At 46.3% G+C, this 22,614-nt stretch carries 16 protein-coding genes; 10 read left to right on the top strand and 6 right to left on the bottom strand.

Going from position 1 to position 22,614, the window contains the following annotated elements:
• Positions 1 to 20: 20 nt before the first annotated feature.
• The 10 genes from ACHLI0_RS23280 to ACHLI0_RS23235 all read left to right on the top strand — a co-directional run bounded on the left by ACHLI0_RS23280 (position 21) and on the right by ACHLI0_RS23235 (position 13,619).
• Complete coding sequence (locus tag ACHLI0_RS23280; RefSeq protein ID WP_008760645.1) at positions 21 to 698, top strand: NUDIX hydrolase; 678 nt, start codon at positions 21 to 23, stop codon at positions 696 to 698.
• Positions 699 to 703: 5 nt separating this feature from the next.
• Positions 704 to 1,387, top strand: coding sequence for an L-ribulose-5-phosphate 4-epimerase (locus tag ACHLI0_RS23275; protein WP_016267882.1), 684 nt, complete (start codon positions 704 to 706; stop codon positions 1,385 to 1,387).
• 36 nt (positions 1,388 to 1,423) lie between these two features.
• Positions 1,424 to 2,953 carry an L-arabinose isomerase gene (gene araA / locus ACHLI0_RS23270; RefSeq protein ID WP_010537646.1) on the top strand — a complete coding sequence of 510 codons (1,530 nt, stop codon included), beginning with the start codon at positions 1,424 to 1,426 and terminating at the stop codon, positions 2,951 to 2,953.
• Between the two features lie 371 nt (positions 2,954 to 3,324).
• On the top strand, positions 3,325 to 4,920 hold the full coding sequence (locus ACHLI0_RS23265; protein WP_490750129.1) for a xylulokinase: 1,596 nt from the start codon (positions 3,325 to 3,327) through the stop codon (positions 4,918 to 4,920).
• A gap of 105 nt (positions 4,921 to 5,025) precedes the next feature.
• Positions 5,026 to 7,434 (top strand): beta-L-arabinofuranosidase, encoded by a 2,409-nt coding sequence (locus ACHLI0_RS23260; protein WP_490750128.1) that lies wholly within the window; start codon positions 5,026 to 5,028, stop codon positions 7,432 to 7,434.
• A 69-nt stretch (positions 7,435 to 7,503) separates the two neighbouring features.
• Positions 7,504 to 9,048 (top strand): alpha-N-arabinofuranosidase, encoded by a 1,545-nt coding sequence (locus tag ACHLI0_RS23255; protein WP_225720807.1) that lies wholly within the window; start codon positions 7,504 to 7,506, stop codon positions 9,046 to 9,048.
• 176 nt (positions 9,049 to 9,224) lie between these two features.
• Positions 9,225 to 11,234, top strand: a complete 2,010-nt coding sequence (locus ACHLI0_RS23250) for a transketolase family protein (protein ID WP_008760638.1) — start codon at positions 9,225 to 9,227, stop codon at positions 11,232 to 11,234.
• Complete coding sequence (gene rpiB / locus ACHLI0_RS23245; protein WP_008766127.1) at positions 11,234 to 11,668, top strand: ribose 5-phosphate isomerase B; 435 nt, start codon at positions 11,234 to 11,236, stop codon at positions 11,666 to 11,668. Before ACHLI0_RS23250 ends, rpiB begins: the two co-directional genes overlap by 1 nt.
• Positions 11,669 to 11,797: 129 nt before the next feature.
• On the top strand, positions 11,798 to 12,814 hold the full coding sequence (locus ACHLI0_RS23240) for a uroporphyrinogen decarboxylase family protein (RefSeq protein ID WP_490750127.1): 1,017 nt from the start codon (positions 11,798 to 11,800) through the stop codon (positions 12,812 to 12,814).
• A 28-nt stretch (positions 12,815 to 12,842) separates the two neighbouring features.
• Entirely contained in the window at positions 12,843 to 13,619 is a 777-nt protein-coding gene (locus tag ACHLI0_RS23235) for a vitamin B12 dependent-methionine synthase activation domain-containing protein (RefSeq protein ID WP_490750126.1), read from the top strand.
• A gap of 217 nt (positions 13,620 to 13,836) precedes the next feature.
• Here the strand turns inward: ACHLI0_RS23235 and ACHLI0_RS23230 are convergent, their stop codons facing one another.
• From ACHLI0_RS23230 to ACHLI0_RS23205, 6 genes are all read right to left on the bottom strand, one after another.
• Positions 13,837 to 15,408 (bottom strand): sodium:solute symporter, encoded by a 1,572-nt coding sequence (locus tag ACHLI0_RS23230; protein WP_490750125.1) that lies wholly within the window; start codon positions 15,406 to 15,408, stop codon positions 13,837 to 13,839.
• A 28-nt stretch (positions 15,409 to 15,436) separates the two neighbouring features.
• Complete coding sequence (locus tag ACHLI0_RS23225; protein WP_490750124.1) at positions 15,437 to 17,245, bottom strand: corrinoid protein; 1,809 nt, start codon at positions 17,243 to 17,245, stop codon at positions 15,437 to 15,439.
• A 9-nt stretch (positions 17,246 to 17,254) separates the two neighbouring features.
• Entirely contained in the window at positions 17,255 to 19,501 is a 2,247-nt protein-coding gene (locus ACHLI0_RS23220) for a glycoside hydrolase family 31 protein (protein WP_490750123.1), read from the bottom strand.
• Between the two features lie 13 nt (positions 19,502 to 19,514).
• Entirely contained in the window at positions 19,515 to 21,359 is a 1,845-nt protein-coding gene (locus ACHLI0_RS23215; protein ID WP_490750122.1) for a right-handed parallel beta-helix repeat-containing protein, read from the bottom strand.
• 521 nt (positions 21,360 to 21,880) lie between these two features.
• A complete protein-coding gene (locus ACHLI0_RS23210; protein ID WP_490750121.1) occupies positions 21,881 to 22,075 on the bottom strand; it encodes a hypothetical protein in 195 nt (64 codons plus the stop codon).
• 55 nt (positions 22,076 to 22,130) lie between these two features.
• Positions 22,131 to 22,613 carry a DUF456 domain-containing protein gene (locus ACHLI0_RS23205; RefSeq protein WP_490750120.1) on the bottom strand — a complete coding sequence of 161 codons (483 nt, stop codon included), beginning with the start codon at positions 22,611 to 22,613 and terminating at the stop codon, positions 22,131 to 22,133.
• Position 22,614: the final 1 nt, after the last annotated feature.

Below are 22,614 nucleotides of genomic sequence, written 5' to 3'. Positions count from 1 at the left end.
TAAATAAATTCATTCAAACGATGAAAAACTATTATAGTTCGAATCCTACCTTCTATCTCGGTATCGACTGCATCATCTTCGGTTTTAATGAAGGCGAAATAAGCCTGCTGCTGCTGAAGAGAAACTTCGAACCGGCAATGGGCGAATGGTCACTGATGGGAGGATTCGTGCAAAAAGACGAAAGTGTGGACGACGCTGCCAAACGTGTATTGGCTGAACTTACAGGTTTGGAAAACGTATACATGGAACAGGTGGGAGCCTTCGGCGCCATTGACCGCGATCCGGGCGAAAGGGTAGTTTCGATTGCCTACTATGCGCTGATCAACATCAATGAGTACGACCGCGAACTGGTTCAGAAGCACAATGCCTACTGGGTAAACATCAACGAACTCCCCGCACTAATTTTCGACCATCCGGAGATGGTCGATAAAGCACGGGAGATGATGAAACAGAAAGCATCTGTCGAGCCTATCGGATTCAATCTGTTGCCGAAACTGTTCACACTGTCCCAACTGCAAAGTCTCTACGAAGCTATTTACGGCGAACCGATGGACAAACGGAATTTCCGCAAGCGTGTCGCAGAAATGGACTTTATCGAAAAGACGGATAAAATAGATAAACTGGGTTCCAAACGGGGTGCAGCCTTGTATAAATTCAACGGCAAAGCCTACCGCAAGGACCCGAAATTTAAATTATAACCAATATGCTGGAAGAACTGAAAGAAAAAGTATTTCATGCCAATCTCGAATTGGTAAAGCATGGATTAGTCATCTTTACATGGGGAAATGTTTCTGCCATCGACCGTGAAACGGGACTGGTAGTCATCAAACCCAGTGGAGTCAGTTACGATGATATGAAAGCGGAAGATATGGTAGTAGTGGACCTGGATGGCAAAGTCGTCGAAGGACGGCTGAAGCCATCCTCAGATACTCCTACTCACGTGGTACTCTACAAAGCATTCCCCGAAATCGGCGGAGTGGTGCATACTCACTCTACTTATGCTACCGCATGGGCGCAGGCCGGTTGTGATATCCCTAATATCGGGACTACTCACGCTGACTATTTCCATGATGCAATCCCCTGCACAGCGGATATGACGGAAGCGGAAGTAAAAGGTGCCTATGAACTGGAAACCGGAAACGTAATCGTAAAACGTTTCGAAGGCCTGAACCCTGTACATACACCGGGAGTATTGGTCAAGAATCATGGGCCTTTCTCTTGGGGAAAAGACGCACACGATGCCGTACACAATGCAGTAGTGATGGAACAAGTTGCCAAAATGGCAAGCATTGCTTATGCCGTGAATCCCAATTTAACAATGAACCCACTGCTGGTAGAGAAACACTTCAGCCGCAAGCATGGTCCGAACGCTTACTACGGACAATAAAACGAGTAAAGATTATAAATTAAAAATTAAAACATTATGAATAACGTATTTGATCAGTATGAAGTATGGTTCGTAACAGGAGCACAGCTCTTGTACGGAGGTGATGCAGTAATCGCAGTAGACGCACACTCTAACGAAATGGTTAACGGTCTGAATGAATCGGGCAAACTTCCTGTTAAAGTAGTATACAAAGGAACGGCCAACTCTTCTAAAGAGGTGGAAGCTGTATTCAAAGCAGCCAACAACGATGACAAATGTGTAGGCGTCATCACTTGGATGCATACTTTCTCTCCTGCTAAAATGTGGATTCATGGTCTGCAACAATTAAAGAAACCATTGCTGCATCTACACACTCAGTTCAACAAGGAAATTCCTTGGGATACAATGGATATGGACTTTATGAATCTGAACCAGTCAGCTCACGGCGACCGCGAGTTCGGACATATCTGTACCCGTATGCGCATCCGTCGCAAAGTAGTGGTAGGCTACTGGAAAGAAGAAGAAACATTGCATAAGATTGCTGTCTGGATGCGTGTTTGCGCAGGTTGGGCTGACTCTCAGGATATGCTGATTATCCGTTTCGGCGATCAGATGAATAATGTAGCCGTAACCGATGGTGACAAGGTAGAAGCAGAACAGCGCATGGGCTATCATGTAGATTATTGCCCGGCAAGCGAGCTGATGGAATATCACAAAGAAATTAAAGATGCTGATGTAGATGCTTTGGTAGCTACTTACTTCAATGATTACGATCACGACGCTTCTCTGGAAGACAAATCAACCGAAGCTTATCAGAAAGTATGGAATGCTGCCAAAGCCGAGCTTGCTCTCCGTGCTATCCTCAAAGCGAAAGGCGCCAAAGGATTCACTACCAACTTTGACGATCTGGGTCAGACTGACGGTAGCTATTTCGATCAGATTCCGGGACTGGCTTCTCAACGCCTGATGGCAGAAGGCTACGGATTCGGTGCTGAAGGTGACTGGAAATCGGCTGCTCTTTATCGCACTGTATGGGTAATGAATCAGGGACTTCCGAAAGGCTGTTCATTCCTCGAAGACTATACACTGAACTTTGATGGTGCCAACAGTTCTATCCTACAGTCACATATGTTAGAGATCTGTCCGCTTATCGCAGCTAACAAGCCTCGTCTGGAAGTACACTTCCTCGGCATAGGTATCCGTAAGAGCCAGACTGCCCGTCTTGTGTTCACTTCAAAGACAGGAACAGGCTGCACCGCAACTGTAGTGGATATGGGTAACCGTTTCCGTCTGATCGTAAACGATGTAGAATGTATCGAACCAAAACCACTTCCGAAATTGCCGGTTGCTTCCGCACTCTGGATTCCGATGCCTAACCTCGAAGTAGGCGCAGGCGCATGGATTCTGGCCGGTGGAACTCACCACTCTTGCTTCTCATATGACCTGACAGCAGAATACTGGGAAGATTATGCGGAAATCGCAGGCATCGAAATGGTACATATCAATAAAGATACGACTATCAGCTGCTTCAAGAAAGAACTGCGCATGAATGAAGTATATTACATGCTGAACAAAGCGCTTTGCTAAAAACCAATCACTGAGTTCACTTTTAAAAGTCGGTACCATCTCCATTGGGACTGACTAAAAAGTCGGTATCATCTCCATTCTCCTCCTTCGGGAAGGAGGAGTGGTCGAAGACCGAGGTGGTAGGAAAAAGGACCATCATTCCTATTTTACTGTAAATGACAGAGTTATGTATTCACCTACCACCTCCCCCTACGGGTACTCCTCCTTCCCGAAGGAGGAGATTGGAGATAGAATCGACTTTTTAATCACATACAATATGAATACTGACGACTTTTAATTCAACCCGAATTAAAGACACTTCCGCCTTTTGAAAGTAGACTCAGTCTTTGGTCTCCACACTTATTGTTATACCTTAAAATATCGGTTCCAACATGAAATTAGATGCAAAATCAACCATAGAGACAGGTAAAGCCATCCTTGGCATAGAACTCGGTTCTACACGAATAAAAGCTGTTCTGATTGACCAGGAAAACAAACCTATCGCTCAAGGCAGCCACACATGGGAAAATCAACTGGTCAACGGACTTTGGACTTACAGCATTGATGCCATCTGGTCCGGACTGCAAGATTGCTATGCCGACCTCCGCTCCAACGTAAAGAAATTATACGACACAGAGATCGAAACACTGGCGGCCATCGGTGTCAGCGCCATGATGCATGGTTACATGCCTTTCAATGAAAAAGAAGAAATCCTCGTGCCTTTCCGCACTTGGAGAAATACCAATACAGGCCGTGCAGCGGCGGAATTATCCGAATTATTTGTCTATAACATCCCGTTGAGATGGAGCATTTCTCATTTGTACCAGGCTATTCTGGACAACGAAGCGCACGTCAAAGACATCAAGTTCCTGACAACTCTTGCAGGTTATGTACATTGGCAGATAACAGGCGAAAAGGTGTTGGGCATTGGTGACGCATCGGGTATGCTCCCCATAGATCCGACTACCAACAACTATTCCGCCGAAATGGTGGCCAAATTCGACAATCTGATTGCTTCGAAAGAATACAGTTGGAAACTGGAAGATATTCTGCCCAAAGTATTGTCGGCCGGTGAAAATGCCGGTGTCCTCACACCGGAAGGCTGTAAAAAGCTCGATGCATCGGGTCATCTGAAAGCAGGAATACCGGTCTGCCCGCCGGAAGGAGACGCAGGCACTGGCATGGTAGCAACCAACGCCGTCAAACAACGCACCGGCAACGTATCGGCAGGTACTTCTTCTTTCTCTATGATCGTATTGGAAAAAGAATTGTCGAAGCCATACGAAATGATCGACATGGTCACCACTCCCGACGGAAGCCTCGTAGCCATGGTACATTGCAACAACTGTACTTCGGATCTTAACGCATGGGTCAACCTGTTCAAAGAATACCAAGAACTTTTGGATATACCTGTAGATATGGATGAACTCTATGGCAAACTTTATAACATTGCCCTCACCGGTGATGCCGATTGCGGTGGCCTCCTCTCCTACAACTACATTTCAGGCGAACCTGTTACGGGACTTGCCGAGGGAAGACCTTTGTTCGTACGTTCGGCCAATGACAAGTTCAACCTTGCAAACTTTATGCGGGCTCATTTGTACGCTTCAGTCGGAGTTCTCAAGATTGGCAACGACATCCTGTTCAACGAAGAAAAGATCAAAGTCGACAGAATCACAGGTCACGGAGGATTGTTCAGAACCAAAGGAGTCGGTCAAAGAGTACTTGCAGCAGCCATCAACTCGCCCATATCTGTTATGGAAACAGCCGGTGAAGGCGGTGCATGGGGAATTGCCCTGCTGGGTTCTTACCTGGTAAACAATAAAAAGGGACAATCTCTTGCCGATTTCCTGGATGAAAGTGTATTTGTCAGCGATGCTGGTGTCGAGGTATCACCCACACCCGAAGATGTAGCCGGCTTCAACACATACATCGAAAGCTACAAGGCAGGTTTGCCTATAGAAGAAGCAGCTGTCAAATTCAAATAAGCGGCTTCACGGAGACCTTTCTCCCCCTTTCCCTGAATTTAGTATTAACATAAATATCCTCATTCCCTCTCCTTTTTGGAGGGGGTCAAGGGGGAAGCTATTATCATGAAAACCACCTCGTTCATACTTGCCCTTATTATATCCATCTCCATCGGAAAAGCCCAGACGAACCATCAGGTCTCTTACTTTTCCCTTCAAAATGTGAAGTTATTAGACAGTCCTTTTCTGCAAGCTCAACAGACTGATTTACATTATATCTTAGCTCTCGATCCGGACAGATTATCAGCTCCTTTCCTTCGCGAAGCCGGACTGACACCCAAAGCCCCAAGCTATACCAACTGGGAGAATACAGGACTGGACGGTCACATCGGCGGACATTACCTTTCCGCACTTTCCATGATGTATGCCTCCACCGGAGATACGGTGATTTACAACCGGCTCAACTATATGCTCAACGAACTACACCGTGCACAGCAAGCTGTCGGCACAGGATTTATCGGAGGAACACCCGGAAGCCTCCAACTTTGGAAAGAAATCAAAGCAGGTGACATTCGTGCCGGAGGCTTCAGCTTAAACGGCAAATGGGTACCCCTCTATAATATACACAAAACGTATGCCGGACTGCGGGACGCTTACCTGTATGCCCACAGCAATCTGGCACGTCAGATGCTGATTAATCTCACCGACTGGATGATTGATATTACTTCCGGTCTTAGCGACAGCCAAATGCAGGATATGCTCCGTAGTGAGCATGGCGGCTTAAATGAAACGTTTGCGGATGTAGCGGAAATAACAGGCGATAAGAAATACCTGGAACTGGCACGCCGTTTCTCTCATAAAGTCATTCTCGACCCGCTTATCAAAAACGAAGACAGGTTAAACGGAATGCATGCCAACACACAAATTCCTAAAGTAATCGGATACAAACGGGTAGCCGAAGTTTCAAAGGATGACAAAGACTGGAATCATGCAGTAGAATGGGATCATGCAGCCCGTTTTTTCTGGAATACCGTAGTCAATCACCGTTCTGTGTGTATCGGCGGGAATAGCGTACGCGAACATTTTCATCCATCGGACAACTTTACGTCTATGCTGAATGACGTTCAGGGACCGGAGACTTGCAATACTTACAACATGCTCCGGCTGACAAAAATGCTTTATCAGAACTCCGGAGACGTTGGCAACTCCAACAAACCGGACCCACGTTATGTAGATTATTATGAACGTGCGCTATACAATCATATCCTGTCATCACAAGAACCGGATAAAGGCGGATTCGTCTACTTTACTCCGATGCGTCCCGGACATTATCGGGTATACTCGCAACCAGAAACATCGATGTGGTGCTGTGTCGGTTCAGGCTTGGAAAATCATACCAAGTATGGTGAATTTATTTATGCGCATCAACAAGATACGCTTTACGTCAATCTTTTTATTCCTTCACAACTGAACTGGAAAGAACAAGGCGTTACATTAACGCAGGAAACTCTCTTCCCTGATGATGAAAAAGTTACCTTACGAATAGACAAAGCCGCTAAGAAGAAACTGACATTAATGATTCGTATACCGGAATGGACAGGAAACTCAGAAGGGTATGAAATCACCATCAACGGTAAGAAACACCTTTATGACAAACAGGCGGGAGCCAGTACGTACCTCCCCATCCGGCGTAAGTGGAAGAAAGGAGATATGATCACCTTTCATCTGCCTATGAAGGTCAGTCTGGAGCAGATTCCCGACAAGAAAGATTACTATGCTTTCTTATACGGTCCCATCGTTCTTGCAGCTTCTACAGGAACAGAAAACCTTGACGGCATCTATGCAGACGACAGCCGCGGCGGTCACATTGCCCACGACCGGCAAATTCCTTTGCAAGAGATCCCGATGCTGATCGGGAATCCCGATTCTATCCGCCATTCTCTTCACAAACTGAGCGGAAGCAAACTAGCTTTTAGTTATGATGGAAACGTTTATCCGACACAAAAGAGTAAATCACTGGAGCTTATTCCGTTCTTCCGCCTGCATAATTCCCGTTATGCCGTTTATTTCCGCCAAGCCAGTGAAGAACAGTTCAAAACGATTCAGGAAGAAATGGCTACAGCCGAACGGAAAGCGACCGAACTGGCGAATCAGACAGTTGACCTGATCTTCCCCGGTGAACAGCAACCGGAATCTGATCATGGCATTCAATATGAAGCATCCGAAACCGGCACCGATAAAGACCATCATTTCCGCCGGGCTAAAGGCTGGTTCAGCTATAACCTGAAAGTAAAAGAAGAAGCAAGTCAGCTGATGATTACCGTACGGCAAGAAGATCGGAACAAAGCAGTGATCCTGCTGAATAACGAAAAACTGACCGTTCATCCCACTATCAGCAAAGCCGACAAAGACAGTTTTATCACACTCTGCTATCTCCTGCCCCGTAAGTTAAAAGCAGGAAGCTGCGAGATTCTTTTTAAGCCGGACGGAACAGAATGGACCTCTGCCATTTATGAAGTACGTTTACTGAAATAATCGTAAGAACAAGAGAATGATCATCGTAAAAATCAAACTTCTATATAATCATTTAAACAAATTCCATTTATGAAAGCAAAACTATTAGTCAGCACGGCCTTTCTGGCAGCCTCGGTATCTCTTTCTGCACAAAAGAATGCTACCATCACTGTACATGCCGACCAAGGCAAAGAAATCATCCCGAAGGAAATCTACGGTCAATTTGCCGAACACCTGGGCTCATGTATCTACGGTGGTCTTTGGGTAGGCGAAAATTCGGATATTCCTAATATCAAAGGATACCGCACGGACGTATTTAATGCATTAAAAGACTTGTCTGTTCCCGTTCTCCGCTGGCCGGGCGGTTGCTTTGCCGATGAATATCACTGGATGGACGGTATCGGTCCCAAAGAAAACCGTCCGAAGATGGTGAACAACAACTGGGGAGGAACGATTGAAGACAACAGTTTCGGAACACACGAATTTCTGAACCTTTGCGAGATGCTGGGCTGCGAACCATATATAAGTGGAAACGTAGGCAGCGGCACGGTAGAAGAACTCGCCAAATGGGTGGAGTACATGACTTCCGACGGTGATTCTCCAATGGCAAATCTGCGTCGCAAGAATGGCCGAGACAAGGCATGGAAAGTAAAATATCTCGGTGTAGGAAATGAAAGCTGGGGATGCGGCGGCAGCATGCGTCCTGAATATTATGCCGATCTGTATCGTCGTTATTCTACTTATTGCCGTAACTATGACGGCAATCATCTGTTCAAGATAGCCAGTGGTGCCAGTGATTACGACTATAACTGGACGGATGTACTGATGAATCGTGTCGGTCATCGGATGCAAGGTCTATCCTTACACTACTATACAGTTACAGGATGGAGCGGCAGCAAGGGCGCGGCAACCCAATTCAACAAAGACGATTATTACTGGACGATGGGCAAATGTCTTGAAGTGGAAGATGTCATCAAAAAACATTGCGCCATCATGGACAAATATGATAAAGACAAGAAGATTGCCCTTTTGCTTGACGAATGGGGCACTTGGTGGGACGAAGAACCAGGAACGGTCAGAGGTCATCTGTATCAGCAAAACACATTGCGTGATGCCTTCGTTGCTTCTTTAAGTCTCGATGTATTCCACAAATATACCGACCGTCTGAAAATGGCGAACATTGCTCAGATAGTCAACGTTCTGCAATCTATGATCCTGACTAAAGACAAAGATATGGTACTTACTCCTACTTATTATGTATTTAAGATGTACAAAGTGCATCAGGATGCAACCTATCTCCCACTCGACCTGACTTGCGAGAAAATGAACGTACGCGATAACCGTACAGTTCCTATGGTCAGCGCAACAGCTTCTAAGGACAAAAACGGAGTGATCCATATTTCTCTCTCCAACATGAATGCAGACAACGCACAGGAAATCACAGTCAATCTTCCGGACGTAAATGCCAAAAAGGCGATTGGAGAAATCCTGACTTCTGCTAATCTGACCGATTACAACTCCTTCGAAAAACCTAATATTGTAAAACCGGCTGCCTTCAAAGAGGTAAAAATCAATAAAGGAATTATGAAGGTAAAACTACCGGCTAAGTCAATTGTTACTTTAGAGTTACAGTAATCTAATAGTAAATACTTACTGTATTGTAAACAAGAAGGCTGCTAAAAAGCCTACAAAAAAGATAGCTCTTTTGGATGGTTAATTACACATAAAGAGCTATCTTTGCCAACATTATGAGAAATATGCCAAGTAATTGGCACATTGACAGACTAGCAAATCTATTAATTATTAAAGATATGAACGATAATAAACTTATGAATCGTGCAGCGGATAACATCCGTATTCTTGCTGCTTCAATGGTTGAGAAAGCCAATTCCGGTCACCCGGGTGGCGCCATGGGTGGTGCTGACTTTGTAAATGTACTCTTCTCTGAATTTCTAGTATACGATCCTGAAAATCCGCGTTGGGAAGGTCGTGACCGTTTCTTCCTTGATCCGGGTCATATGTCTCCGATGCTTTATTCAACTTTGGCATTGACCGGTAAGTTCACTCTGGACGAACTGAAAGAATTCCGCCAATGGGGAAGCCCTACTCCGGGACATCCGGAAGTAGACATCATGCGTGGTATCGAAAATACTTCCGGTCCGCTGGGACAGGGACATACTTTCGCTGTAGGTGCCGCTATCGCAGCTAAATTCCTGAAAGCACGCTTCAATGAAGTAATGAATCAGACTATTTACGCATACATTTCCGATGGTGGTATTCAGGAAGAAATCTCTCAGGGTGCCGGACGTATTGCCGGTGCATTGGGACTGGACAACCTGATCATGTTCTATGACTCCAACGATATTCAGCTTTCTACAGAAACGAAAGATGTAACCGTTGAAGACACTGCCATGAAATATGAAGCATGGGGATGGAACGTACTCAGCATCAATGGTAATGATCCTGACGAAATCCGTGCAGCTATCAAAGAAGCACAGGCAGAAAAAGAGCGCCCGACTCTGATTATCGGTAAAACCGTTATGGGTAAAGGCGCACGCAAGGCAGACGGCAGCAGCTACGAAGCCAACTGTGCTACACACGGTGCTCCGCTCGGTGGCGATGCTTATGTAAATACAATCAAGAACCTAGGTGGCGATCCTGTCAATCCGTTCGTGATTTTCCCGGAAGTTGCCGAACTGTATGCAAAGAGAGCAGCAGAATTAAAGAAAATCGTAGCTGAAAGATATGCAAAGAAAGCCGAATGGACCAAAGCTAATCCGGAACTGGCAGCTAAACTGGAAGCATTCTTCTCCGGCAAAGCTCCCAAAGTAGACTGGGCTGCCATCGAACAGAAAGCAGGTACTGCCACTCGTGCCGCTTCTGCAACTGTTCTGAGTGCTCTTGCAATGCAGGTAGAAAATATGATCGTTGCTTCTGCCGACCTTTCTAACTCTGACAAGACTGACGGTTTCCTGAAGAAAACTCATTCTTTCAAGAAGGGCGATTTCAGCGGTGCATTCTTCCAGGCCGGTGTATCTGAATTATCAATGGCTTGTATCTGTATCGGTATGTCACTTCACGGTGGTGTGATCGCTGCTTGCGGTACATTCTTCGTATTCTCCGACTATATGAAACCTGCCGTACGTATGGCTGCTCTGATGGAACAACCAGTGAAGTTCATCTGGACTCATGATGCATTCCGCGTAGGTGAAGACGGTCCTACTCATGAACCGGTAGAACAGGAAGCTCAAATCCGCCTGATGGAGAAATTGAAAAACCACAAGGGACACAACTCTATGTTGGTACTTCGTCCGGCTGATGCGGAAGAAACAACTATCGCATGGAAACTTGCCATGGAAAATATGTCTACTCCGACAGGCCTGATCTTCTCCCGTCAGAATATCGCTAACTTGCCTGCCGGAACTGATTACGAACAAGCAGCCAAGGGTGCTTATATCGTAGCCGGTTCAGACGAAAATCCGGATGTAATCCTGGTAGCTTCAGGTTCCGAAGTGTCTACTTTGGTAGCCGGTACAGAGTTGCTTCGCAAGGATGGTGTAAAGGTTCGTATCGTATCTGCACCATCAGAAGGTCTGTTCCGCAGCCAGTCTAAGGAATATCAGGAATCAGTTCTTCCGGCTGATGCCAAGATATTCGGTCTTACTGCCGGTTTGCCTGTCACTCTTCAAGGTCTGGTAGGTTGCCACGGCAAAGTCTGGGGATTGGAATCTTTCGGTTTCTCTGCTCCTTACACAGTATTGGATGAAAAACTTGGATTTACTGCCGAGAACGTATATAATCAGGTAAAAGCAATGATTTAATGAAAACAATTGGATTAGCATGCGACCACGCCGGTTTTGAACTAAAAGAATATGTTCGCGGCTGGCTGGAAGTAAAAGGCTGGGCTTACAAAGATTTCGGAACCAACTCTGCCGCAAGCGTAGATTATCCGGACTATGCCCATCCGCTGGCCCTAGCAGTAGAATCGGGTGAATGTTATCCCGGTATTGCGATCTGCGGCAGCGGAAACGGAATCAACATGACTCTGAACAAACATCAGGGAATACGTGCTGCTCTTTGCTGGAATGCAGAGATCGCACATCTGGCCCGTCAACATAATGACGCCAATATTCTCGTGATGCCGGGACGCTTCATCAGCACTGAGGAGGCGGACATGATATTGACGGAGTTCTTCTCAACACAGTTTGAGGGAGGACGTCATCAGAATCGTATTGATAAGATTCCGGTAAAATAAAGCCTGATAAGCATTCAAATATAGATAAAGCTGTTCTTCTTTCTTGAAGAACAGCTTTATTTATAAGTACTGATTACAAAAGGGTACCTGCATCGTCTTACTATATGACGAAGTTAAAAAACAGAAGTTATGGGTAAACTGAATATGAAAGACTGGATCAATCAGACGATCCTGAATAAAAAGGTCATTTCCATTCCTATCATGACACATCCGGGCATCGAGCTTATCGGAAAGACGGTTCATGATGCAGTAACGAACGGACAGGTGCATTATGAAGCAATCAAAGCGCTCTGCGACAAATATCCTTCTGCTGCCGCAACGGTTATCATGGATTTAACGGTAGAGGCGGAAGCATTCGGAGCCGAAATTGTATTTCCGGAAAATGAAGTTCCAAGCGTATCCGGTCGTTTACTTACAGACGAAGCTGCCATTGAAGCCTTGGAAATACCGGCACTGAATAAAGGAAGGATTGCACAATATCTCAAAGCGAATATGCTGACTGCAAAGAATATCACAGACCGTCCGGTGCTGGCTGGTTGTATCGGTCCTTATTCATTAGCGGGACGCTTGTATGATATGTCTGAGATCATGATGCTGATTTATATCAACCCCGAGGCAGCCAACACTTTGCTGCGCAAATGTACCGATTTCATTATTCGGTACTGTATGGCCCTGAAAGCGACCGGAGTGAATGGAGTGGTAATGGCGGAACCTGCTGCCGGATTATTATCCAATGAAGATTGCCTGCAATACTCTTCTGTATTCGTAAAAGAAATAGTTGAGAAGGTTCAGGATGATCATTTCACCGTTGTACTTCATAATTGCGGGAATACAGGAAATTGCACCCAGGCTATGGTATATACGGGTGCGGCAGCCTATCATTTCGGAAATAAAATCAACATGGAGGAAGCATTGAAAGAAGTTCCTGCCGATGCTCTTGCAATGGGTAATCTTGATCCGGTCAGTCTTTTCAAGATGTCGAGTCCGGAGGAAATGAAAAAAGCGACTCTACAGTTATTGGAAGCCACTGCCGCATATCCGAACTTCGTTCTGTCGAGCGGTTGCGATATACCGCCATATACGCCATTAGCTAATATAAACGCTTTTTATACAGCATTGGAAGAGTTCAATGAAACTCGAAATTAGGCTGTCATTCAGATAATGTCAGTTAATAATGATTGAGCAAGAACTCACTTATCAAGACTTACGAATCCCATCGTCCGAAATTTATGAAGCGATGGGGTACAAAGATTCTATACCGGATCAGATGGTGATAGATGAGACTAATACGTTGCTAAAACGGATTACTCCCCTGCTTCGCCCTCGGTTCGCATTCTTCTTTATGGAAGGGACACTTGATATCGAAAAAGAGACTCTTAGCGTACTTCAAAGCATCCATCCACCCACTGTCAATCTTATACAAGACACCATTCCCACACGGAGCCCTGAGCAAAACACTTTTTCTACACAAAGTAAAAGTACCGTTTTCTCTGTTGGTAAAACCATCGCCCGTCAATTAAGAGGCTCGGAAGCGTTTGTCTTTTTCGCAGCTACTTCCGGAACTGAGTTTGAGGAATTTCAGCATACGTTGCAACAAGAAGGAGATATGGTCAAAATATACATAGCAGACTCGTTAGGGAGTATTATTGCAGAAAAGACGGCTGATTGCATGGAAGTCGCTTTGGCTGAATATATACGGGAGAAGAACTGGAAACATACCAACCGATACAGTCCAGGATACTGTGGATGGCACGTTTCGGAACAACAAAAGCTATTCCCATTGTTCCCCGTAGCTGATCCCTGTGGCATCCGGCTGACAGATTCCAGCCTCATGGTACCCATCAAATCAGTTAGTGGTGTCATCGGAACGGGCACTAATGTCCGCAAGCTTGAATATACTTGTGGACTGTGCACTTACGAAAACTGTTATCGCAAAAGAAAACACAGATAAATTTGTGATTAGGGGCTGACTAAAAAGTCAGTAGTATCTCCATTCTCCTCCTTCGGGAAGGAGGAGTGGTCGAAGACCGAGGTGGTAGGTGAAGAAATAAATTAATGATAATAAACAAGTTATATAATTACCTACCACCTCCCCCTACGGGTACTCCTCCTTCCCGAAGGAGGAGAATGGAGATACTATCGACTTTTTAGTCAGCTTTATATCTTCTTTAATGACCATTAAAGAAGATATAAAGCCCTATCATAGTTACGATAAGCATCCCCCATAAGATAAGTACGATGCGGGCAGGCTTTTCTTTGATCTTCTCCATATTCAATATTTCCGTCTGAGGAGTCTTATCTAACAGACTGACAACTACCATCCCTATCCCGATAATAACGAACAGATAGAAGGATAATAGCATAAAGTGAGGCCATGCAGGATATTGATCCGCAGGAAATACCCACAGGTACAATACACCTACTCCTATACTGAATACCGTCCCCACTGTCAGGGCAGCGTTAGCAGCCAACGTAGTCGTACGCTTCCAGAAAACGCCAAAAAGGAAAACTGCTGCCATAGGAGGCGCGATGAATCCCAATACAGACTGGAAAACATTGAATAGATTCAGTCCGTGAATGCTGTCAATGGCGATCGTTATAATTACGGATATCAATGCACCGGTTACCGTCACCACTTGTCCAACCCGGATGATCTCCTTCTGTTTCGCCTGCGGACGAATCTTCTTCACATAAATATCCATCGTAAACACGGTACTCAAAGCATTCAATGCCGATCCGATAGTACTGACAAGCGCGGCAGTCAACACAGCCAACACCAGTCCCACCATCCCGACAGGAAATAAATGGGTTACCATCGTCATATACGCCTCATCGGGATTCTCCAACTGCGGAAATAAGGCCAGACAGATGATACCCGGAAGAATATAAAGAGGAACGTCCAGTATTTTGAGCCATCCGGTAAAGTTCGTTCCCAGCTGTCCTTCTTTCAGACTTTTGGCTGCCAACACAGGCTGCACCATTGACTGATCCGTACACCAAAACCATACTCCCATCACAGGATATCCCAAAATAATCGGCAACCAAGGGAAAGCGGGATCATCATTCGGTCTGAACAGATTCCAGAAGTCTGCCGGAACGGCATCTGCCAAAGCCGATATACCACCAACCTTATAGATTCCTACAATAGCCAGCGTAGCCGAAACGAGAATCAACAAGATCATCTGATAGACATTCGTGTAGGCAACCGCTTTCAATCCTCCGAGCATCGTAAAGAATGCGGATATAATCAGCAATATCAAAGCGGACTGCCACATCGGTATATCGAATACCTGGCGAATCAGAACGCCACCCGCAAACAATGTCAATGCCAGCCAGGAAATCAAGATTGTAACAATCGTATACCATGCCAAGATATTACGGGTAGACTGTCCGAACCGCTTTCCCATAAACTCCGGCAAGGTGGAAACACGAGAACCCAAGTAACGGGGAGCGAAAACAAAAGCAAGCAGGCATATAAAAACGAAGGCATACCAGGCATAATTGCCCGAAACGATGCCGGTAGTAAATCCGGCACTGGCAGAAGCTATCAACATAGACGGCCCCACATTAGTCCCCCACATGGAGAATCCGATATGGTGCCATCTCAAAGAATGTTCCGCCAAAAAGAGACTGCTCCCCTTCTTTCGTTTGGAACTTGCCCATATACCAATGGCGATAAGAATCAGAAAATAGGCAATCAGAATGCCCCAATCCAGTGTGTCTAAGAATTTCGCGTGCATAATTCAAGTATTAACAATTAAAATATTCTTAATCTCTTTTCCCCATCAGCACTTTGGCGACCGCCACGGCAGTATTAGCATTATCACTATACCCGTCAGCACCGATTTCATCGGCAAATCCCTGACTCACAGGTGCTCCTCCGATCATCACTTTCACCTGATCGCGGATACCCGCCTCTTCCAATGCCCGAATCACATCCTGCATATAAGTCATAGTGGTAGTCAGCAAGGCACTCATACATAAGATGTCAGCTTTGTTCTCCTTCACCGCTTCAACAAACTTGTCGCAAGTAACATCAATACCGATATTTATCACTTCGAAGCCACAACCTTCCAACATGGAAGCCACGAGGTTCTTTCCAATATCATGCAAATCTCCTTTTACAGTACCGATCACAATTTTCCCGATAGTAGCAGATGCATTCCCTGCCAGTAAAGGTTTCAAAAGTTCCAAAGCTCCTTTCATGGCACGCCCCGCCATGAGGAGCTGAGGGACAAAGGCTTTGCCGTCCTGAAAGCGCTGGCCGACTTCGCCCATAGCCGTAATCATATAGCCATTGATAATATCCTGCGGGAGCACTCCGGCAGCAATAGCATCCTTTGTAACTTCAACAGCCGGTTCCAGTTTTCCGGCTACAATGGCATCATACAAAGGTTTCAGCCGATCCTCTTCCTGAGACTTTTCTTCTCTGATCCGAATACTTTCCTGTGCATTATCCTGTTCTCCAACGGGTTGATTCGTGTGAACATCTGCAGACACAGACGAAGAAGAACCGGTATATTCCTCAATGATTCTCATTGCCTGCTCCACTTCCCTCTCATTGTGAAAATCCATTTCCAGATGCACTCCGTCTGCCCCGATATGGTCCAATAAAGGTTTCAGCTCCTCCAGAGTCACCCAGCAAGCCATTACGCTCTTGCCTCCTGCCAGTATCTTCTTATATAAATCGTACCACTTCGGAGAACCTCCCTGCGGCTCGCCGACACCGGGCGTCCATTGGATGGCATTCAGTTCTTCAATCTCCAGCAAGGCGGGAAGGTGATGCATCGCTCCCACTCCATCAAGATGATAGAGCGTATAATCGATTTTCTGACATTGCTCACGAATAAACGGCTGCACAAAACGACGATAATCATCCTGACTGATCATGGTAGAAATATCGCTCTGCAACTTACTCATCTTGCCCGGAGCCCATGAAGAGAAATAACAGAATGCCATTTCATCCCCTTCACGGATAATGTCGTAGAGTTTATCAAAGACTTTAAAATAGATGTCATTGATCTGCTGCATCTGTTGCTCCAGTACTTCGGGCTGCATCACCGTATCCAACAATACCATATCCGTACCTTTCAAAGCTGCCAATACATCCAGTCCTTCCATCAGGTCGGGCATACCGACAAAGTAGTTTCCGTTGGCTTTAGACTTGCACGCTTTCAGCAGTTCCTTATGCAAGAGCCAGTTCGGATGTTCGGGATTGAATACGATCTCATCATTAAAGTTCGGATCGGGATGTATCCAGATCGTATCTTCGCCTCCTTCAAATACTCCGCCCAGAATAGCAGCCAGCGAGCCGGGACCCAACTGGGTATTTGCAACAGGCAGCATATCTGCCATCAGACTACTGTGAGCGACATACCAATCGAGATATTCCACCCGCCATTGAGGATCGAACCACTTCTGCGACAAATCCCTTGCCGGAGCAGGTGGAGCAATGTCGGCGTGCGGTTTCACGCCTTCCTGAAAGTGTTCCCACATAGAAAGAATAATTCCTTTATGATTCCACCAATTTATATAACGCTGTTTCGTTTCCTCTAAGTTTGTTTTCCAAGTTTTCATTGCTATTCTTTATTTAGTCCAAAATCCTTTGTAATTATGATCTATGCGCAAGGCAATACTTTTGCTTAAATCCATCTCGTCCGTACAATTCACTTCCTCCGGATAAATCGGGATAACGGCATTCTCACGCACATAAACAGGCATCTCTTCCAATGGCACATACACCTCTTTCAGCCAGCGTCCGCCTTGCAGCCGTTCGCCGGTAAAGAAATTCACCCACTGTCCTTCGGGGAGATAAATGTCGCGACGGTTTTCGCTATTCATCACCGGAGCTACCAGAAAATCGTTGCCGAAGTAATATTCGTCGTCGATATGCCAGCAGAGTTTATCTTCCGGATGATGCAGGATGAGCGCCTGCAACAACGGCCAGCCACTTTCTACTGCCAGTTTGCTTTGCTCTATGATGTAGGGAATCAACGAGTAACGCAGTTTCCACCACTTCTTCACCAGCGGGGCGATAGCCGGATAATGCCAGGGCTCCCGCTTATTGGTTCCATGATAACGGATGTGTGAGGTGAATACTCCAAACTGTGTCCAGCGCATATAGACGTCATCCGCTACGATTGAGTTCATAAAGTTGGGCAAGGTATGGAATCCGGGGACATCATGGCTCCAGAAGGCAAAACCCGATAAGCCGAAGTGCAGGCCTCCTTTGAGCGAACCGGCCATGCCATCCCATGAACTGCAGGAGTCACCTCCCCAGTGCAACGGATAACGCTGGCAACCCGCCCAGGCGGCACGTGCCCAGACAATACCGTCTCCTGTTACCTCCTTTGTTATTTCGTAAGCTGCCTTCTGATAGAGCAAGGCATACAGGTTATTCAACAGTTCCGGTTTCATGCCTTTGTAAACGGCATCCATGTGGATATTTTCTCCGAAGTCCGTTTTAATACAGGTGACGCCCATATCCAGAAGTTGCTTTAATAACCCCTTGTACCATTCGGTTGCCTTCGGATAAGTAAAGTCGATAGTACCCGCATAATCCAGAGCCGAGAAGTTGGAACCGTCCGTATCCTGCTGTTTCGTCAGCGGAGCTATATACTCATTCGCCTTTGCCTCTTCGATCTGTTCCGCATCTTCGGCAACATAAGGTAACTGCCATAGGGATACACGGTAACCGTTCTTTTTCAATCTCTGAATGAATCCTTTCGGGTCGGGAAAACGCTCCTCGTTAAACTTCCATTCACACAGCCAGTCGGTTCTGAACCATCCGGTATCCAGATGGATGACATCGCAGGGATAATGTTCGGCACGCATACGGTCGCAGATCCCATTTACTTCGTCGGCACTGAAATAAGTCATCCGGCTCATCCACACTCCGAAACTCCAGAGAGGAGGCATCGAAGGATATCCGGTCAGGTCACGGTAGCCGCGAAGTATCTCTTCCATCGTATCGCCGGCAATGACAAATACATCCAGCATAGCCTGATCGCTCAGGAACTGTACGGAGCGGGTGGAATGTCCCGCCAGCGAAAGTTTGCTGTGGGCGCAGGTATGGTAAAAAGTCCCGTACATCCGGCTGGAGAGATAGAAAGGTATATTCTTATAGGTACGCCGGTTATTTACTCCCTGCCCGTCTTGATTCTTGAGGAAAAGCGTTTGTCCGCTCAAGTCCATTTTGAAGAAACGCTCTCCGGTTCCTGCAAAGCATTCATCCGGCCGGCTCTCGAAAGAAAGGGTGGCACGTTCTTTCTTGCCCGTCCGTTTGCAGAAGGCAATGGGCAGTCCGTCATAGCGGGGAGGTGAGAAATGATCGTATGCTGCCAGGCGGATTTCCCGTTTGCCGTCAGGATACAGAGTGATGTCCAGTGTTTCCTGAGGATCGGGCAGTAACTCACTCCATCGGTCCAAAGCCGGCTCTTCTACATTGATAACAGCACGCTTCATCCCGTCTTGGGTGAAAAGAATCCATTCGCCTCCCAGCTTCTCTACAGACAAAGGTACTCTGCGTATCCGTTCGCTGAATTGCAGCATTTCCGACTGATCTGTCAGTTCATATTCACCAAATCCAAGAAACAGACGGGTAATGCCGATATTATACTGGCGTATGATCAACGTATATTCTTCTCGGGGGACAGCCGTATCCGCAGCCATATCATTGGCTAACAGCTGTTTCTGAAAGGGGACCGTGACACAGATATCCCCATCCTTTTCGTAAACGGCTGTCGGTTTACAGGCTTTCCAAAGCGACTCATCCCTTGATAACTCTGTATCGAAATCAAGGAAATCAAACAAATGGTAATTAGTAGGTTTCATTTATGATCTATTATTAGTTGTATCTTCCGGCTTTATTTTTAATGCTGTCTGCCACTTGTGATCCGTTATTACTCCATACATTCCGGTTGCCGGGACGATTCGAGTCGAAACGTTCTGCCGGGCACCAGTTATTTTCAATCGTATATCCGTCCGTAGCTTCATCCAGATAAATATAAAAGGCCCTGTCGTTGGTGGCGTAAGGTGCTTCTTCGAGATGTTCGATCCGATTATTCCGCATCACGGAGCCCGGTTGGTTGGAAAGGGTATAAAGTCCTCCGGCATCATACAGACGGCGGGCAAAGTGATGTACATAGTTGGCTTCTATCCGGTTGTTCTTCATTCCGCTTTTCAAGGGCGTCCATCCCCAGCCGACACAAATACCCGAATAATTCAAGTGACAAACTTCATTATGGGAAATGTCGATACCGCTGACATATCCTGCACCGATACCCACGCACCCCCAGTCTTCATTGGTCACATCGGTGATCAGATTATTTTTAATGGTAATGTCCGCGCATAAGTCACGTTCTTCCAGAGGGATGAAAGGCACATGCGTCTCAAAACCTCCGTCGGGAAATGCACCAATCAGTATGCCTGTGCCGCCGATATCCGAAAAGACACAATTCTCTATGCCGGAAGATGAAACAGCCCATTCATAATCCAGTCCGGTAGATGCCAGATGCCGGAACGTGCAGCGATTGAACGTAAGATGCTCAGTGCCCCGTACACGTACCGCCGTTTCGGGGCGCGCAATCCACGCCTGGTTTTCCAGTTCCGCTTTCTCCGGAAGTCCCGGTTCATGCAGTTTATAAGCATCCAGCAGGGGAAAACCTCCTTGCAGAGTGACGTGCCCCTGATAGGAAGGACGCATCCATGAAGTATGGGCAAAGGTGATTCCTTCCACTCGAATATGCCGCACCGGACGTTCCAAGGTGCCGTCTACCATCATCAATGTTTCCAGAGCCGGAACGATCACTTCGGCAGTCTCCATATCTTCTCCCGAACGGGGATAATAGTAGATTGTCCCCGACGGATATTCCTGAAACCACTCTCCGGGTTGGTCCAGCAGTTCCAGAGCATTCGTCAGGCAAAAGGAAGAGTTGCCTTTCTCTACCCCGATGACGGGCTGAGGCCACGGATGGGCAAACTCCAGATGACTCTCCGGTTCGTGAAAGCGAATGACGGCCTGTGCTCCCCTGACGTCTATACTCTTCACACGCAGAATGGCAATCGCCCAACGTTGATGAACTATCATTTCCAGTTGACGGGCATTGGGAAGGTTTCCGATCTGAGAAGCAGGGATTGCTATCGTCTGTTCTTCCGGATTGAAATCAATCATCCGTTCCATCACTCCATCGGGAAACTGTGCCGCCCGTTGAGCCTTGTTGCCGTTCACCCACATCTGACGGGTTTCTACGATTCTATTTCCAAAGGATGGTGCCTCTGCCACCCATATTTTTGATCTTAATTCCTTTGAAATCCGAGGATCATCACATCCCTGCTTCCATCCGGTCACTGCCACTCCGCCACTGATGACAGGATGCGCATTCTCCACCGCACGGATGAGTGTCGGAGAATCGGGCGTGCCGCTATCCTCCGGTCGGATAAACAAAGGAGCGGACTGTGCATAAACCCCGTCTTCCAAACAGATACAAATTCCTCCGGCCGCCTCGGGACGATTCAGCCTTCTCCATTCACGAGCCTGCTTGATGGCGCGATTCAAGGTAAGATAAGGAGCTTCTTTGGTACCTGCATTCCTGTCACTCCCATGCGGAGAAACATAAATCTCGCCTGCGACGAGAAAGGAAAATAAACCTAAAGAAGCCATCAAAAGAAGAACAACGATTGTCTTTTTCATGGTACAAACTCAATGTGCTATTATAGTTAGGACGGGCATACATCCATTTAGTACTCGAATAGGATGAAAATAATAAAAATGCCATTGCAACAATCGGGGTACTTTCAGTATTCAGACTATTCAGCTTTGCTCGCAAACGACTTGATAGAAGGGGATAGCGGCTGAAGGCACTATTTTGCACCCCGCCTTTTGGAGCCTCTGAGCGGGGGGAAGTGGCTTCAGTCCTTTCAGTCTCAATAACAAATCCATAGCCAATTGGTTATATCCCTCTGCATACAAGTTATAGTTACTCCGCATGCGGGGTGAATTTTATAAGCTCGGTGCTAAACTTCACTCAGCACCGAGGCGAAGGGTACTCAACACCGAGGCTAAGATTGGTGAGATACCGGCTTACTTCAAATCAATAAACTAACCAATGGTTCAGATAAAAAACAGAAGGTCTGTTTACCTCAAACAGAGCCTGTGTTTATTCCAAACAGAACCTTTGTTTGAGATAAACACAGGCTCTATTAAGTCAGTAACTACCGACGTTCGAATGGATTATTTTTCAGGCTGAAGGGACTGAAGTCGCTTACCTTCCCCAGAACATACCAGAAGCTAGGGTATAAAATGACCCCTTCAGCCGCTATCCACTTCTGACAGGGCATTTGCGGACAAAGCTGAAAGGACTGAATACGGAATGTCGTTTCTTTGTTGGCGAGGTCGAGTTTTGCCACTTTTGGTTCCGAAAAGAAGCAAAAACTTATAATTCAAATCCGTACAGAACGAATTCTATGATCGAATAAAACCGGCTATAAACTGATAACAGAAATAGCCACAAACTACAAATTTCAGGAATGTTCCCAGTAGAAATCCAATCAATGATCCTACCCCCGATCTGAGTGCTTGAGAAAACTCTTTATTCCCTAGCAATTCGCCAATAACTGCCCCCAAGAACGGACCGAAAATCACTCCCCAAGGCAGGAAAAGAAGACCGATAAGGGTCCCGATGATACATCCCCAATTGCCCCATTTGCTGCCACCGCTATACTTGCTGCCAAGCATGGGCGTGAAGTAGTCGAGGATTTGCACGACAACAACAATCAGTAGCCATACAATAAGTTGTGTGGTGGTGTATTGAACCTTATCTGTAAAATGAAGAAGGACCAATCCCAAATAAGCAACGGGAGGACCGGGCAGGAATGGAAGTATACACCCCATCAGTCCGGTAATGAGGCATAACACACCTAGTATAATCAGAATAATATCTAACATC

Source organism: Bacteroides sp. RCH18, assembly GCF_058231005.1.
This window is presented reverse-complemented; position numbering and strand designations above follow the sequence as displayed.